This is a genomic window from Microcoleus sp. N9_A1, assembly GCF_036701795.1.
GTDB lineage: Bacteria > Cyanobacteriota > Cyanobacteriia > Cyanobacteriales > Microcoleaceae > Microcoleus.
The window spans coordinates 67,992-83,652 of sequence record NZ_JAUBRI010000012.1; the positions used below are offsets into that span (position 1 = coordinate 67,992).

Genomic DNA, 15,661 nt, shown 5'->3' on the forward strand with positions numbered 1-15,661 from the left:
TCAACTTACCTACTGACAGCCAAATTGTTAATCTCTAGTTGGCATTGGTTTGTTAAATCCTGTTTGCTGCTACTCAATACCTCAAGCAGCAGATAAATGGGATTTTTGCCCTCAACTAATAGATTTAAGCCGATCGCACTTTTTTGACTATAAGCCATCTCTGCTGAGTTTACTAATTTACCTTGCTTGTCCCACAAAGTCAAGCGCAGGGCAACTCCCGGACATTGTTTGTTAGGTAAATTGAGTTTGCCAGTAACTTTCACTTTGGCTGAGATGGAACCTAAATACAGGAAAGATGTATCGATTTTCTTGCTGTTTTTAATTGGATGAGTTACAATCTTATATAGGTTATCCGATTCTTGACTGACTGAATAATTAGCACTTGTGTAGATTGATTGATGCAAACTAATCCAATCTAACTGTGTGCCTGGTCGATCGACTATTTGCCGCTGCATCGCGTATAAAGTGCGAACGGCTGTGCCTGTATCAGTCGGCCGCATCCTCCGGTAAACGCTGACAGTCACGCCGTTTTCTAGCTTAAACTGTTCCGGTAGCAATTGGAAATCGCGGGCAATTTCCCAGTTTTGAGTAAAGGCATCGTACACAACTTTAACAACATCTTGTTCGTGCGATCGCAAAACTTGTTCGTCAGTCGGTAACACCTGCTGAAAAGGTACAGCAACCACCGCATATTGTGACTGCAACAACTCGGGTAGCGGGTAAGTATCGCGCGAGTCAATTTGCGGCCTCCCGATTGTATTTAACTTCCACCAACCCTCCGGCGGGTTTAATTTTCGGTTGGCTTGTCTGAGGATGTTAGCATTGAAATTGTTAGAAGCACCGACAATATAAATCGGTTCTTCGTTGGGTGCTAATTTTCGCAGAAACTCTACTAATTTTACAACTTCGCCGTAGTCCGATCGCACTAACGGCGGAAAATTACCCACAAACAGTCTTGACAAATCAATTTTGAGAGGAATTAACCCGACTGCGGCATTGACAACCAGGTACAAACCCGCCGCGCCCAGCATGAAATACCGGACTTTTCCCTTGAGTGTCAGCCAAGTTGTCCAGAAAAATGTGGATAGTCCTAAAAGTGCGATCGGTGTAAGATGAATTGTATAGTGCAAGTAGCCGTAACGCAACACTAACAGCCATTCAATCAGCGACAAAACCCCAAACAACGAAACAAAAATAGCCGCCGCCGGCACCAGCATTCGAGTGAGAATTCCCGCAGAAAAACCAATCAGTACCAGCAGCCAAGTTCCCAAACCGTAAAAATCCGCATAACGAGTTAAAATATCATTTACAGGCAAACTCCAAGCGACATACAAATTGCGGTAGTCAACAGTCAGAGCACTGCGAGTAAAATCTCCCGCTACCAACATTAAAATACTCAAGCTAGTTGCAGCTATCAAACCCAATTTTACACCGGATTCAAACAAGCATCTGTAGAGAAACGGCACTCTCGCGTCCTTGTCTTTTGAAGACGAAAACGCCATTTTTCTACGGTATATTAGTACAATAAACTCGATGAAAGCCTGTAAAGTCGCTGCACCAAAAAATGCGATCGCACTATAAGCAAAATGGCGCCGCAACAGAATCGCCGCCGCCAGCAAAAACCCAATCAACGGGATGTTCCACCAAGATTTCAGCTTAACATCCTGCAAATAAACCAAAATTGCCAAGGCTACAAACACACAGCCGCCAGTATCCAGATATCCCCGCAGAGTCGGTATCCAACTCATCGGAATTAATAAACTCAGCAGCACAGTTGACCAAAACACCCGGCGGGGATAAACTGGGATTAGCTTTGCAGAAATTGCCCCCAGCAACAGGCGAAACGGCAGCACATAAATCAGGGATACGCTGAGAATGTAACTCAGCCGAGACTCGCCAAATAAGAGAATAAACGGCACTAATGGCAAAGATATTAATAGGTTTTTTTCCTTAGATAGCGATTCTATAACTCCGCGCCATGCTTGATCTGGCGAGTCTCGATATAAATTTGCAGTGTTTAGTGTAGCGGTATTGTATCCCGCGTAATCCCACCAATAAAAAGTATGTTCGCTAGATACATAGATTGATGTTACTGCCACTGTGACGAGAACAACTAAAAACAAGAAAAACCCATCAATCAGAAACTTGGGAGGCAATTTAAAAGAAACAACCTCAAATAATCCCATCAGTCTAGCAACCCTAAATAACTCCTAAACTTCCTCTTTATCTCTTGCTTCGCGCCCTAGCGCTTACGCGCAGCTTCGCCTAACGCGGTTCGTTAACTTACTTTAAAACAGTATCTTGCAAAAAAACCTCCAACTTTTCTGCATATTGCCGATTCGCGATCGCACTTGGATGACTGTCATGAGGTAAATTATTATTGCTAGGTATTTTCAAATCAACCGAAATATCCGTCGTAGCAATTCCCTCCTGACTTAACTCCTGCAACATCTTAGCAGAATCGGGATTAATGCCCGCAACAACTAACTTAACACCCTTAGCCTCAGCCACACGGTTAAACTCTTCAATAATTGCCTTAGAAACCTCATGGCTTCTATACAATTTCTTTTCAAATCGATTGTAACTATCATCCAAAAAATTGCTTAATGCAGAAACCCGCATCAGTGGGAACTCGCGATATTCAGCTTTTACCATGCTGTAGGTAAAATTATTTTCTCCATTCAGCCTAGCATCAGGCTGAAACAGAACACCCAGTTTACTCCAACGAGCAAGGTCCTTTATTCTCTCCCTTACTAAAGTATTGCGGAGATCATGAAACCCCGCATAAGCAATCACCGCAATTTTGGGTTTATTTCCTTGTTTTAGTGCTTCTTTGAATTGAATCAACGACTGCAGCGTGCCGTAGCCGCTAACCCCGAAATTCACTATTTCATATTTGGGTAGTTTCTGTTGCAGCAACCAAGGATAAGTTTCGCTGTCATTCAATGACCAACCGTAGGTAAAAGAACAGCCAAATATCCAAATTTCAGGTTTTTTTGAGGATTTATTGTAAGTATTGAGTGGATGTGTTATTCTGAGACTATTATTGAGGTGAGTTGCATTATAGGAGTAATAGCCCTTAATTGTTACCTTGAATTTTCCCGGCAAATGTTTGTAGCCGAGTTCCGAGTCTTTGGTGTAATAGTTACCTTTTGGTTCGACGGCAACCTTAACATCTGTTATTTGCCAGGGTTTGTATCCCGCAACTCGCAAAACGATTTCAGCCGTGGTGGTAGATAAAAAAATTGGAAAAATTAGATATGTTATTAATCTGAAAATAGAGGTTTTCATGATTTTTTTTTCATAATTTATCGTAGGGGCGGGTTTCACCAACGATATCGGCGTAAGACCAACCATATAATAAACCCGCCCCGCCCAAGGAATAATCGGCATCTACATTATTTTTTTGGATGAGCTCGAACCTCAGGTTAATCTAGATTATCGGCTCTGTCGGGGCGGGTTTATATAAATTTTTGTGAACCTCAAATATTGTTTGTAAAACCCGCCCCCCAGGGCCATTGTAGATACTGTCTTGACCTGTCAAGGGGTAGCAGTCAAATAATTGGGGTCGAAAGGCTTTTGGGATTTTAAAATCCCAAAAGCCAAATGCACCAGTTTCCTCATCAGCGCACCAATCACCTGCATTTTGACGCCAGCCACGACCCAATAATCTCTCACTCATGGCTTTCAGCAAGGGATTGTAACGCATCGCCACTACTGCTGGCATATATAATGCTTTTCGCAGTCGGACGTTTCCGGTGCAGGACAAACGAGTTTTGCCTTTAACCGAAGTCCCAGAACTCCGTTCGCTGGGAGTTAGACCAGCATAGGCTGCTAATTGACGAGCATTATCGTAATCGGAAACCTCACCAATTTCAGCTAATAATATAGAAGCTGTTAAATCGCCAATGCCAGGAATTGAGGTCAACAAGTCACGCTGTTGTTTTAAGTGTGGGTGTTGGTCAAAATGGTCACTAATCAGTTTTTTGATTAGCTGTTGCTGCTGTTTAAGATACTCCAAATGTTCGAGGGTAAGGGCAGCAACAGTTGGCGTAGCTGTCTCCAAACGGTTTTGTTCGCTCGTCATCATTTCTGTGACTGATTCTAGCCGTCGCAACAAAGCTTGTAATTCCTTGACTTCGGGCGCGGTTGGTGTCCACAGAGCCGGTTTCATCGCCGCACAAAAACGAGCCATCAGTGCCGCATCTACGGAGTCTGTTTTAGTTCGTAGAAGTTCGCTTTTGGCAAACCCTTTAATCCGAGCTGGATTGACAATACTAACCTGAAAGCCATTCCCATAGAGGAATTCGGCTACAGCCTCCCCGTAGATGCTAGTAGCTTCCATACAAGCATGGAGCTCGACTACACTTTGTTGTTTGAGCCAGTTATGCAAACTCTCAAACCCTTGAATATTGTTAGTAAACTTTTTGGGTTTAGTCGCACGACCTTCTCTCAGTAATGAGACATGAAAGTCTCTTTTACTGATGTCTATGCCTAAGACTGTTGATGTCATTGTTTGCTCCCGATGTACTCCGATTTATGAAAGAACTGACAGGCAATTGAATACTAGCCTTGTTAATGCAGGCTTTCTCGATCGTTCGATCGAGAGCCTAAGATACCGCCTGTGTTTAGTGTGCGCCTGTCATCAGTAATGGGAGCTTATCTACGCAACAGACTTATGCAGTCTAAGGGGCGGGCCAACTTCACCGATTTCTGATGTCCTTGAAGAACACTTTCTGCTATTACAAAACCATTTGTACGAAATTTTCCTGGTTTCTTTAGATTTACTTTGCTTGTCGGTACGATCGCCCACTTGTCGGTACGATCGCCCACTTGTCGGTACGATTGAATCAATGACGTGGCGATCGACTGACTCACTCTTTTAAGACACAAGGGGCGAGTTTGACCAATAATCTATGTGAAAAACTAACAATCTCAAAAACCCGCCCCCACCCAACCACAAATCGGCATCTACATTTGTGAAATACGATCGCATCCTAAAGTTAATCTGGGCGATCGGCTGGGTGGGGGCGGGTTTATCTAGATTGTCTGCTGGTATTAAATATTATTCGCAAAACCCGCCCCTTGCAAAAAACCTTCCAACTTTTCTGCATATTGCCGATTCGCGATCGCACTTGGATGAAGGTCATGAGGTAAATTATTATTGGCAGGTACTTTTAAATCAACCGAAATATCCGCCGTAGCAATTCCCTCCTGACTTAATTCCTCCAACATCTTAGCAGAACCGGCATTAATTCCCGCCACGACTAACTTAACACCATTCACCTCCGCCACACGGTTAAACTCTTGAATAATTGCCTTAGAAACCTCGTGACTTTTGTACAATCCCTCTTCAAACTGATTGTAATTAACCTCCAAAAAATGGCTTAATGCAGAAACCCGCATCAGCGGGAACTCGTGATATTCAAGTTTTGCCATGCTGTAGGTAAAATTATTTTCTCCATTCAGCCTAGCATCAGGCTGGAATAAAATACCCAGTTTATTCCAAGCAGCCATTTGCTTTCTTCTCGCCCTTAACAAAGTATTGCGGCGGTCATGAAATCCCGCATAAGCAATCACCGCAACTTTGGGTTTATGTGCTTGTTTGAGTGCTTCTTTGAATTGAATCAACGAGTGCAGCGTGCCGTAGCCGTTAACGCCAAAATTAACTATTTCATATTTGGGTAATTTCTCTTGCAGCAACCAAGCATAAGTTTCGCTGTCATTCAATGACCAACCGTAGGTAAAAGAACAGCCAAATATCCAAATTTCTGGCTTTTTTGACGATAAATTGTAAGTATTAAGGGGATGTGTTATTCTTAAACTCTTAGTGAGATGAGTTGCATTAAATGAGTAATTACCGTTAAGTATCACCTTGAATTTACCCGGCAAATGCTTGTAGCCGAGTTCCGAGTCTTTGGTAAAAAAGTTACCTTTGGGTTCGACCGCAACATCAACATTTTCTATTTGCCAGGGTTTGTATCCCGCAACTCGCAAGACAATTTTAGCCGTGGTGGTGGATAAAAAAATTGGAAAAATTAGATATGTTATTAATCTGAAAATAGAGGTTTTAATAAAGTCTTTTTTCATAATTTATCGTAGGGGCGGGTTTCACCAACCATATCGGCGTAAGACCAACAATATAATAAACCCGCCCCCGCCCAACGAATAATCGGAATCTACATTTTTTTCCATGATCTCAAACATCAGGTTAATCTAGATTATCGGCTGTGTGGGGGCGGGTTTACGAGATTGTTTGTGAACCTCAAATATTGTTTGTAAAACCCGCCCCTACAGGCAATTGTAGGGGCGGATTTCACCAATTATCTATGTCTAAAACAAACAATCTCGTAAACCCGCTCCCGCCCAACCGATAGATTAATTCCTAATAACCAGGCTCCTCCTCATACTCAGGAGTCTTAGTTTTCTCAGGGATATTCACCCGAGGAGCCAGGTAAGGCTTCGGTGCCTCATCGTCAGCCCAAGCATCAGCCTCCACATCATCCTCGTACTCCACCACCGACTGCTTCGGGCGAGAAATCTCAGCGCGAGTGTATTGCGGCTTCTCCTCGTACTCCTCCTCTTCGTAATCGTCCTCCTCGCCGCCCCAATTATCCTCTTCGTAATCCTCGTAATCCTCGATTGGCTGCTGCTGTGCCTGCACCGCGCGCATCGGCGGCTGGCGAACCGCAGGCCGATTCCACTCTAAATCCTCATCCCAAGGAACTTCCTCCACCGCAGGCGCGGCTACCCGGCTCCGCATTTCCGGTGCAGGTATCCGCACGCCCGGGCCCAATTGATTTCCCGTAGCCACGGGTTTCGGATAATAACCTTGCTCGTCCTCTTCCCGTTCCCAAGGTGCTTGGCCCAAACCAACGCGCTCCAGCAAACCCACACTAAGCTGCCTGAGCCTTTCCTCGGAACCTTCAAACACAATCAAGCGATTCGGGCCACTGCTGACAATTTCTTCAATTCCCAACTCGTAAGTGCTGAGAACTTGGTCGGGGATTTGGGGGATTCCCAGGGAAGCGATAATTATAGAGACTAACTTACCGTCTTCGGGGTCGAACCTAAAGCCCCGCACTCTACCCAAAAGTTCGCCGGTTTCGGTAATAACTTCGCTGTTAATCAAAATGCTGTAGACTTCAACATCAACATCATCTTCGATCGCGCTCTCATCTTCCACCAACAGCACGTCGCCGATTTCGCTGACATTGTTGAGGAACATAAACCTCGGCATTCCAGCGACCGCGAATATATTATCACGCAGACCGATCGCCACAACTTCCCGCCGGTCAATGTCCACCCACAATTGACTAACCACCCCCAAGCGTTTACCTCTGTCGCGGGTGATGACTTGAGTCCCTAGAATATCGGAGCGTTGGCAGATTTGTTCGGATGTCATTCTAACTTTAATCCTGATTTATTAAGTACATATATCACTCAACACGAGCGTTAACATAAACTCCGGGACTACAACTTCAGTCCGATGACTTGAGTATAAGCTCCCCGCGCTTGAGTAACGCCAATTGTACGCTCAGCCGATTGAATCATAGGTCGCCGCAAACTCACAACAATAAACTGGGCTTGTTCAGACTGTCGTTTTATCATTCTAGCTAATCGCTCCACATTTGCCCCATCCAGAAACATATCCACTTCATCAAAAGCGTAGAACGTAGACGGGCGGTAGCGTTGCAGCGCAAAAATAAAACTCAGCGCCGTCAGCGACTTTTCGCCTCCAGACATGGAAGCCAGCCGCTGTACGGGTTTGCCCTTCGGGTGTGCCACCAAATTCAAGCCGCTGCTAAAGGGGTCTTCCTGGTCATCTAGCTGGAGATAGCCATCGCCTTCGGAAAGTTCCGCAAAGATAGTCTGAAAGTTTTCGTTAACCGCGTCGAAAGCTTCTTTAAAAGCGCGCCGCCTGAGTGTGGTAAAATTTTCGATTCTCAACAGCAGTTCAGTGCGTTCTCCTTCCAATGTCGTCAATTTTTGACTCAATTCTTGAAGGCGTTCTTGAGTGCGGTTGTACTCTTCCAAGGCTAGCATATTGACAGGTTCTAAAGCTTGAATGCGTTTCGCGATCGCCTTTACTTCCTGCTGCAATTCCGTCAAATTGGCTTTCTCGACATTTTCAGGAATCGACGGCACGGGGTCGGGCATTTCCGCCCGCTGCGTTTCCAATAGAGTGCGGATTGCGGCCAATTGTTCCCGGCGTTCTTGCTGGGTTTCGTGCAGTTTTTGCAACTGCCATTGTAACTGTTGTTTGGCTAAATGCTGTTCTCGCAATTGAGATTCCGCCCGATCGCGCTCTCCCTTCTGCACGCCCAATTTTTCCTCAATTTCCCCCAAAGCCGCCTTAGCTTCGGCAATTTGCCCGTCGAGTTCTAACTGCTGCGAAACAATGCGATCGAGTGCATCCGCACCCGCATTTTGCTGCACTTGCCATTCCTGCAATTTATCGCTGCCTTCCTTAATTTTGTCTTCCAAACGCCCGAATTGATTTTCCAAGTCTACAAGGCGTTGCTGGACGTTTCTCAGAGCCAATTCTCGCTCTTGGAGCTGCGCTTCCAGAGCGCGCAAACTCGATTGCATTTGCTGCCATTCGCTGTGACTGTTCGACTCTTCCAACTGCGCCAAAGTTTGTCGGTACTGCTGCAATTGAGTTTCCTGTGCGGGCAATTCTCGTTCCAGCAACTGCAATCTCGATCGCGAATTAGTTAATTCCTGTGTATTTTTCGCAATTTGCGATCGCACTTGTTCCTGTTGCGCTTGCAAATTCTTAATTTCTGAATCCAACTGTTCCAAGCGCAACTGATTTTCGCGCAAATTCTGTTTCGCTTCCATCAATTCTTGGCTGCGAGTTTTGACTGCAACAGACGCGCGGTCGATCGCAATTTTGCACCGTTCCAAAATCCGCTCAATTTCCTCCAATCTTTCTTGCAAAGATGCGATCGTCCTGGCTTCACTAGCAGCCTCACTAGCCTCAACCGTGCCAAAATGCAAGGTAGATCTATTAGTAGAACTTCCCCCAGTCATCGCCCCGCTAGTTTCCAAAATTTCCCCGTCCAAAGTGACAATGCGGTACTGTCCCAAATAGCGGCGGGCATCACTGAGGTTGCTAAACACAACCGTACTGCCAAAAACATAAGCAAAAATTTCCTGATACCGCGAATCGCAATCAATCAAATTAACAGCCGCATCCACAAACCCAGCCGCGCGCCGCAAATTTTCATTCACCGAATACCTGCCGCCCCTAATCTTATTCAAAGGCAAAAACGTCATCCTTCCCGCCCGTTTTTGTTTCAGCAATTCGATCGCCGCAGCAGCCACGCTGTCATCTTCCACCACCATATTTCCCATGCGCCCGCCCGCCGCAATTTCCAGCGCCAACTGATAGCGCGGCTCCACCCGGCCCAGTTGAGCCACCAAGCCACAAACTCCGCCAATTCCGCTTTGCGCGACAATTTTTGCAGTAAACGTTCCCGTCGCTTCTTGCAGTGCTTGAAACTGCACTTCGAGTTTGTCTAATTTGCGCTGTCTTTCCCGCTGTTCTTCCAACAAACGAGTTTGAGTTTCCTGTTGCAGTTGCAATTCTTGTTCGGCTTCGACTAAAATCTGATTCAGCGATTCTACTTGCAAAGATGCAATGCCTTTGGTTTCCACAAGGCGAGATTGCTGAGTTTTTTTCGCTGCCATGTCCTGTTCCAATACTTGCAGCGATTGGTTTTGTTCTTGAATTTGACTTTGCAGGCGATCGGCTCTTTCTCCGATAGTAGCTTGTTCTGTACGCTGCGGTTCCAAAGTTTGTTGAATTGTTTCGATTTGGCGGTGCAGTTCCGTTTGCTGCTGTACCCAAACTTCGGCCGTCGAGGCGATCGCATTTGCAACTTCCCGATTTTCATTTAAACTTTGCTGGGCTGCGTCCCGCTGTTCCTGAAAACTCCCCTGCTGAGACTTAACATAAGATATTTCAATCTCAATTTGCTCCAAACTTTGCTTAAATTGCCGAACTTCTTGCTCGGTTTGTGCTATATTAGCAGCCATTTGCCCAGCAGTTTTTTCCAAATCCTGTTTGCGGTTTTGCAGTTGCCGCCGTTCCGCTTCCTGAGTCGCAATCGTCGCTTGCAAAGCCAACAATTCCGACTCTCCCAAAGCTTTAACGCGGGCATTCAGTGCGTCAAGTTCAGCGGTTGCTTCTTGAATTTGGGTGCTAATTGTTTGCAGTTGTTCGGTGAGAGATGCCGAAGTGCGATCGCCCGTTTCGATTTGTTCTCGCAGCTTCCATTCTTGCTGCTGCAATTGCCGGAATTTCAGCACAATTTCCCATTGCGATTTTTCTTGAAGTTCCGCCCGCAATTTTTGATATTTTTCCGCTTTTGTGCGATCGTTCGCGAGTCTATCGCGCTGAGAAATCAGCTCTTTTTCTACAATCCGGCTGCGTTCTTCCACCTCCTTAACTTCATCCAACTTCTGCCTAGCTAAGGTGATTTTGCGATCGAACTGAGCCACGCCAGCTAATTCGTCAATGATTTCTCTGCGTTCCTTAGAATTCATTGAAATAATGCTGGTAACGTCTCCTTGCAGCACGACGTTATAGCCTTCGGGATAAATTCGCAAACGGTTGAGTTGTTCGTGAAGTTGAGTTAGCGTGCAAGGTTGACCGTTAATGTAATAAGTTGAAGTGTAAGTACCTTGGCGAGTTACCCGAAGTTTGCGCGTCACACTCCACTCATCCGATTTTGGATTTTCGATTTTCGATTTTCGATTTGTAGCGAGTAGTTGTCCGTTGTTGTCTTGAGTTGCTGCGATTTCTATCTCTTCTACGTCTTCAACAGATAACTCTTCCGATTTTGGATTTTGGATTTTGGATTTTCGATTGACAGGAAGTGATTGTCCGTTGTTGTCTTGAGTTTCTGTAATTTCGATTGCTTCTACGTCTTCTGCTTCCACAGATAACTCAGCCGATTGTGGATTAGCAGCAGATAGTTGTTCGTTACTCTCTTGAGTTTCTGAGATTTCCTCCTCATCTTCATCCCGGGCGAACCATTCGTCGCCCACATCTTCCAGTGCAAAAGTCGCAGTCACGCTAGCTTCTATAGTACCGCGTTTGTTTTGGGCGCTGTTGACCAAATCCGGCAAACGTTCGGCCCGCATTCCCTTAGAAGTCGAAAGTCCGAGACAAAACAGCAAAGCGTCGAGGATGTTGGACTTCCCAGAACCGTTGGGCCCGGAAACCACAGTAAAACCTGGCAGCACGGGAATCGACGTTGTGCCGCCAAAAGATTTAAAGTTAGTTAGTTCGATCCGCTTAATATGAACCATATGCTAGGAGTAGCTTTGGCTCTAGGGTTTTGTCACAGGGTAGCACAGGCATTGGGGCGATCGACAATATGTTAACTTTCGCTCATTGTCGATCGAACCGATATCTTACACCTTTGTCAACAACCCAGCCGGCTTTTACTTAAAAAGTTCATTGACAAAGGTACAATATCTGTGATCCGAGCGATCGCTACAAATGAACGTAAATTTTGATACAGATAACTCCATGAGACTCGATCGACATTATTTGTGCGATCAAACCTGAAAGCCTTGTCCCTAATGAATTCCAGTCAATATAATTTCCGGAATTCCTCATGTTACCCCTAGACATATAAAAACTTTCCGGTAAAATCGAACCAAAATTAATAATGTATAAAGTAACGAAGCGCATTATGGAGGGCAAACCCATTACACCAGCTCAGAACTCATCAAACCTGCCAGCTTCACCTGAAAGCGACCAACAAGTATTGCAAATTTGGGGTCGCGAGCCCCTTAAAGGACACGTCAAAATCAGCGGCGCCAAAAACTCGGCCTTAGTAGTCATGGCAGGAGCCCTGCTATGCCCAGAGGATTGCCGTCTCCGCAACGTTCCCGGTCTAGTCGATGTCGCCCGCATGGGGCAAATTCTCTCGGCTGTAGGAGTCAAATTACAGCAGAACGGGGACGTTTTAGACATCAACGCCAGCAACCTCATAGACGCTCAAGCCCCCTACGAATTAGTCAGCCAACTGCGGGCGAGCTTCTTCATCATCGGGCCGCTGGTAGCGCGTTTGGGATTTGCCAAAGTGCCCTTGCCCGGTGGGTGCGCCATCGGTGCCCGACCCGTTGAACTCCACGTTCGCGGTCTGCAAGCCCTCGGTGCCGAAGTCCACATCGACCACGGCACGGTTCACGCTTACGTCAAAGGGCCGAACCGCCGCCTGAAAGGAGCCAAAATTTATTTGGACTACCCCAGCGTTGGCGCAACTGAAACTTTGATGATGGCGGCGACTCTGGCTGAAGGAGAAACCGTGATTGAAAATGCGGCTCAAGAGCCGGAAGTCGCAGATTTGGCGAATTTCTGCCGCGCTATGGGAGCAAAAATTCAAGGCGCCGGCACGAATACGATCGTCATTTCGGGAGTTCCCAAGCTGCACGCGGTAGACTATTCAATTATTCCCGATCGCATTGAAGCCGGAACATTTTTAGTAGCAGGAGCCATCACTCACTCGGAAATCAGTTTGTCGCCGGTAATTCCCGACCACCTGACCGCAGTCATTGCCAAATTGAAGACAATTGGGGCGAAAATTATTGCAGAATCCCCCGACATTTTGCGGATAGTTCCCGGTCAAACTCACTCGGCCACAGACATCGAAACTCTGCCTTACCCTGGTTTCCCCACAGATATGCAAGCTCAGTTTATGGCTTTGCTGACGCTGAGCGAAGGAGACAGCTTGATCAAAGAAACCGTGTTTGAGAATCGCTTGCGCCACGTAGCAGAGCTCAACCGCATGGGCGCCGACATTCGTCTTAAAGGCAATGTAGCGATTGTGCGCGGAGTGTCGCGGCTGTCGGGTGCGCCGGTAGTGGCAACAGATTTGCGGGCTTCGGCGGCGTTAGTGTTAGCGGGACTTGCAGCCGAGGGTGTCACAACCATCAGCAGCTTGCAGCACTTAGACCGCGGCTACGAGCAGTTAGAGGTGAAACTGCAAAAATTGGGAGCTAAGTTGCGACGGGTCAAAGAGGGTACAGACCCGGCGACTGCTGAGGCTCCTGTCAATCCCGTGCGATCGGGTTTAAACTGTTAATTAGTCAGTTGACCGTTGACTGTTGACTGTTGACGGTTAACTGTTGACGGTTGACGGTTGACTCTTAACTGTTGACTAAGGAATAATCACTACAATGTCGAACATACCGCTTATCGGTTTGAAAGCAGACCAGTTTCGCCACCCGCTAGACTTGGAAGCTACCAGCGCTCTCAAACAACTGCCCGGCCTGGATTTGATCGTCCGGCAGTTGCTGGGACAACTTGGCGAACAGTTTTTCATGCTCGAAAATCTGGCTTCCAGCGTCCAAGTCGGCGAAAATCAACTGCCCCACCTGCATCAATTGCTGGTGGATGCCTGCAAAACTCTGGATTTGGAACCGCCGCAGCTTTATGTCCGCCAGCATCCGATGCCGAATGCTTACACCTTTGCGATGCGGGGAAAACAGCCGTTTGTGGTGATGCACACTTCCCTGATTGATTTGCTCACAGACGAGGAAGTTAAGGCAGTAATTGCTCACGAGTTGGGGCATTTGAAGTGCGAGCACGGAGTTTACCTGACTCTGGCTAATTTAATTGTATTGGCCGCCGGTCAATTTTCGCCTGTGGGAACCGTGATCGCGCAAGGTTTGCAGGCGCAAATGTTGGAATGGTTGCGGTGTGCGGAATTTACGTGCGATCGCGCCGCCTTGCTCGCCACCCAAGACCCAAAAGTGGTAGCATCCGTGTTGATGAAGCTGGCCGGAGGTTCGCCGACTTTAGCTCCGAAACTGAATGTAGATGCGTTTTTGGCGCAGGCGCGGGCCTACGACGACCTCAGCAGCACTCAACTGGGAGATCTGCTCAAACAAGCTCAAACGGCTCAGTTGTCCCATCCTGTACCAGTATTGCGGGCCAGAGAGATCGATCGCTGGGCAAGTTCAAAAGATTATGAATCTTTGCTTGACAAAAATCGATCGGTGTGTTATGATGGTGAAACCCAAAAGGGCGGGTGGCGAAATTGGTAGACGCATCAGACTCAAAATCTGACACCGAAAGGTATGAGAGTTCGATTCTCTCCCCGCCCACTGCTAAAAAAGCTTAATAAATCTAGGGTTCCAGATGATTAGTCTGGAACCCTAATTTATATGGCATGGGGAATTGCGAATTGGCAATTGCTAATTGGTAACTAATTACAACAGTCAACAGTCAATAGATTTTATGGGTGAAATCGCCGCTTTAGGCGCTGCATTTGTCTGGGCTCTATCTTCGACAATCTGGCAGCGAGTAGGACAGCAACTCCCCGCAGTGGTGCTAAACTTGCTCAAAGGCGCGATCGCCCTTTTCATGCTCCTTGCGACTCTACTAATTTTAGGTAAACCCTTACCCGCAATCAACCCTAATATTTTAGCAATGCTGCTCATCAGCGGCGGCCTAGGAATTGGCATCGGAGACACCGCTTTCTTTATCGTATTAAAATATTTAGGCGCGAGGCGAACGCTGCTTTTAGAAACCCTATCTCCCCCTTTAACAGCTTTATTGGGGTTAATATTTTTGCAAGAAAAGTTATCGCCCATTGCTTGTACAGGCATTCTTTTAACTATCTGCGGCGTAGCGTGGGTAATTGCCGAACGAACAGCCGAAACAACCTTACCATCAAAACATCTTTGGCAAGGATTAGGTATTAGTTTATTAGGACAAACAAGCCACGCCGCGGGAGCAGTTTTATCCCGCGCCGCCTTCACTCAAATAGATATTGATCCCCTGTGGACAGCAGCCTTGCGTTTGAGCGGCGGCATGGCAGTCATGCTATGCTTTTTGAACCCAACAAACCTTGACACTTTTAACCAATTAAAAGCGCCAAAAATATTAGGTGCAATAATTATGGCAGCTTTTTTAGGAACCTATCTCGGAATTTTCCTGCAACAGACTGCGCTGAAATATGCACCCGCAGGAATAGCTCAAGCACTTATTTCTACCAGTCCCCTATTTATACTGCCTTTAGCGGTGTTAGCGGGCGAAAAAGTGAGCATTCGGGCTGTTTTGGGGGTAGTTGGTGCGATCAGCGGAATCGCCTTATTATTGGGTTTGAAGTGATTAGATTTGATATCAATTCCGGTGCCACCGGAATGATTGTTGACTGTTGACTGTTGACGGGCGGGTCGAAAAACTGAATGGTTGAGTGTTAACTGTTGACTCGATTAGGCACGGCGCCGTCTCGAAAGCAGTGGGTAATATTAATTCCGATGCTACCGGATTTGATATCACAACTCCGACAAGTGGAAACAAAACTCTACGGAGATATTGAGAAGCCAATTGCAAACGCTCACCAGAAGGAAGAGGAAGTGATTTATGCTTCTCATAAGTAGTCGTGCAAAATTAATTACACAATATTTCGCGTGAAAGCCTTACCTAGCAAGAAGTCTTTATGTAATTAATTTTGTGTAGTTACTTACTTGGGTAAAATAATTGGCAGAAGTACATTGCCGAATGTCCAGAAGTCCCCACAGTTGACCAAGGCGAAACCATAGAAGAAGCGATCGCCAATCTTAAACAAGCTACAAAACTCTATCTCGAAGAATATCCATTATTAGAGCCCCGACTTCTTTAAGAAGCCGG

At 46.4% G+C, this 15,661-nt stretch carries 11 protein-coding genes and 1 tRNA gene; 5 read left to right on the plus strand and 7 right to left on the minus strand.

All coding sequences use genetic code 11. From position 1 onward, the window contains the following. Positions 1-5 precede the first annotated feature (5 nt). The 7 genes from QUA58_RS08130 to smc all read right to left on the minus strand — a co-directional run bounded on the left by QUA58_RS08130 (position 6) and on the right by smc (position 11,322). A complete protein-coding gene (locus tag QUA58_RS08130) occupies positions 6-2,186 on the minus strand; it encodes a hypothetical protein (RefSeq protein ID WP_333393601.1) in 2,181 nt (726 codons plus the stop codon). 97 nt (positions 2,187-2,283) lie between these two features. After that, positions 2,284-3,291 carry an SGNH/GDSL hydrolase family protein gene (locus QUA58_RS08135; RefSeq protein WP_333250972.1) on the minus strand — a complete coding sequence of 336 codons (1,008 nt, stop codon included), beginning with the start codon at positions 3,289-3,291 and terminating at the stop codon, positions 2,284-2,286. A gap of 142 nt (positions 3,292-3,433) precedes the next feature. Continuing rightward, on the minus strand, positions 3,434-4,513 hold the full coding sequence (locus QUA58_RS08140) for a transposase (RefSeq protein ID WP_333250970.1): 1,080 nt from the start codon (positions 4,511-4,513) through the stop codon (positions 3,434-3,436). Between the two features lie 146 nt (positions 4,514-4,659). Next, positions 4,660-4,893, minus strand: a complete 234-nt coding sequence (locus QUA58_RS08145; protein WP_333250969.1) for a hypothetical protein — start codon at positions 4,891-4,893, stop codon at positions 4,660-4,662. 165 nt (positions 4,894-5,058) lie between these two features. Continuing rightward, positions 5,059-6,090, minus strand: a complete 1,032-nt coding sequence (locus QUA58_RS08150) for an SGNH/GDSL hydrolase family protein (RefSeq protein ID WP_333250967.1) — start codon at positions 6,088-6,090, stop codon at positions 5,059-5,061. A 295-nt stretch (positions 6,091-6,385) separates the two neighbouring features. After that, positions 6,386-7,405 (minus strand): PRC-barrel domain-containing protein, encoded by a 1,020-nt coding sequence (locus QUA58_RS08155; RefSeq protein ID WP_333250965.1) that lies wholly within the window; start codon positions 7,403-7,405, stop codon positions 6,386-6,388. A gap of 68 nt (positions 7,406-7,473) precedes the next feature. Continuing rightward, the gene (gene smc, locus QUA58_RS08160; RefSeq protein ID WP_333393602.1) at positions 7,474-11,322 is read right to left on the minus strand and encodes a chromosome segregation protein SMC; all 3,849 of its coding nucleotides are present in this window, start codon (positions 11,320-11,322) and stop codon (positions 7,474-7,476) included. Between the two features lie 365 nt (positions 11,323-11,687). Here smc and murA point away from each other — a divergent pair, with 365 nt between their 5' ends. The 5 genes from murA (at position 11,688) to QUA58_RS08185 (ending at position 15,411) form a co-directional block, all read left to right on the plus strand. Further along, complete coding sequence (gene murA, locus QUA58_RS08165; protein WP_333393603.1) at positions 11,688-13,106, plus strand: UDP-N-acetylglucosamine 1-carboxyvinyltransferase; 1,419 nt, start codon at positions 11,688-11,690, stop codon at positions 13,104-13,106. Positions 13,107-13,200: 94 nt separating this feature from the next. Further along, positions 13,201-14,070 (plus strand): M48 family metallopeptidase, encoded by an 870-nt coding sequence (locus QUA58_RS08170; RefSeq protein WP_333393604.1) that lies wholly within the window; start codon positions 13,201-13,203, stop codon positions 14,068-14,070. After that, positions 14,049-14,130, plus strand: a tRNA-Leu gene (locus QUA58_RS08175). Before QUA58_RS08170 ends, QUA58_RS08175 begins: the two co-directional genes overlap by 22 nt. A 133-nt stretch (positions 14,131-14,263) precedes the next feature. Next, on the plus strand, positions 14,264-15,139 hold the full coding sequence (locus QUA58_RS08180; RefSeq protein ID WP_333393605.1) for a DMT family transporter: 876 nt from the start codon (positions 14,264-14,266) through the stop codon (positions 15,137-15,139). A gap of 95 nt (positions 15,140-15,234) precedes the next feature. Then, positions 15,235-15,411: a hypothetical protein gene (locus QUA58_RS08185; RefSeq protein ID WP_333393606.1), complete on the plus strand. Its 177-nt coding sequence runs from the start codon at positions 15,235-15,237 to the stop codon at positions 15,409-15,411. The last annotated feature ends 250 nt before the right edge of the window (positions 15,412-15,661 follow it).

Bases quoted from the DNA above. Each gene is read 5' to 3' on its own strand.
- QUA58_RS08130 (WP_333393601.1), bottom strand. From the start codon at position 2,186: ATGGGATTATTTGAGGTTGTTTCTTTTAAATTGCCTCCCAAGTTTCTG.
- QUA58_RS08135 (WP_333250972.1), bottom strand. From the start codon at position 3,291: ATGAAAACCTCTATTTTCAGATTAATAACATATCTAATTTTTCCAATT.
- QUA58_RS08140 (WP_333250970.1), bottom strand. From the start codon at position 4,513: ATGACATCAACAGTCTTAGGCATAGACATCAGTAAAAGAGACTTTCAT.
- QUA58_RS08150 (WP_333250967.1), bottom strand. From the start codon at position 6,090: ATGAAAAAAGACTTTATTAAAACCTCTATTTTCAGATTAATAACATAT.
- QUA58_RS08155 (WP_333250965.1), bottom strand. From the start codon at position 7,405: ATGACATCCGAACAAATCTGCCAACGCTCCGATATTCTAGGGACTCAA.
- smc (WP_333393602.1), bottom strand. From the start codon at position 11,322: ATGGTTCATATTAAGCGGATCGAACTAACTAACTTTAAATCTTTTGGC.
- murA (WP_333393603.1), top strand. From the start codon at position 11,688: ATGTATAAAGTAACGAAGCGCATTATGGAGGGCAAACCCATTACACCA.
- QUA58_RS08170 (WP_333393604.1), top strand. From the start codon at position 13,201: ATGTCGAACATACCGCTTATCGGTTTGAAAGCAGACCAGTTTCGCCAC.
- QUA58_RS08180 (WP_333393605.1), top strand. From the start codon at position 14,264: ATGGGTGAAATCGCCGCTTTAGGCGCTGCATTTGTCTGGGCTCTATCT.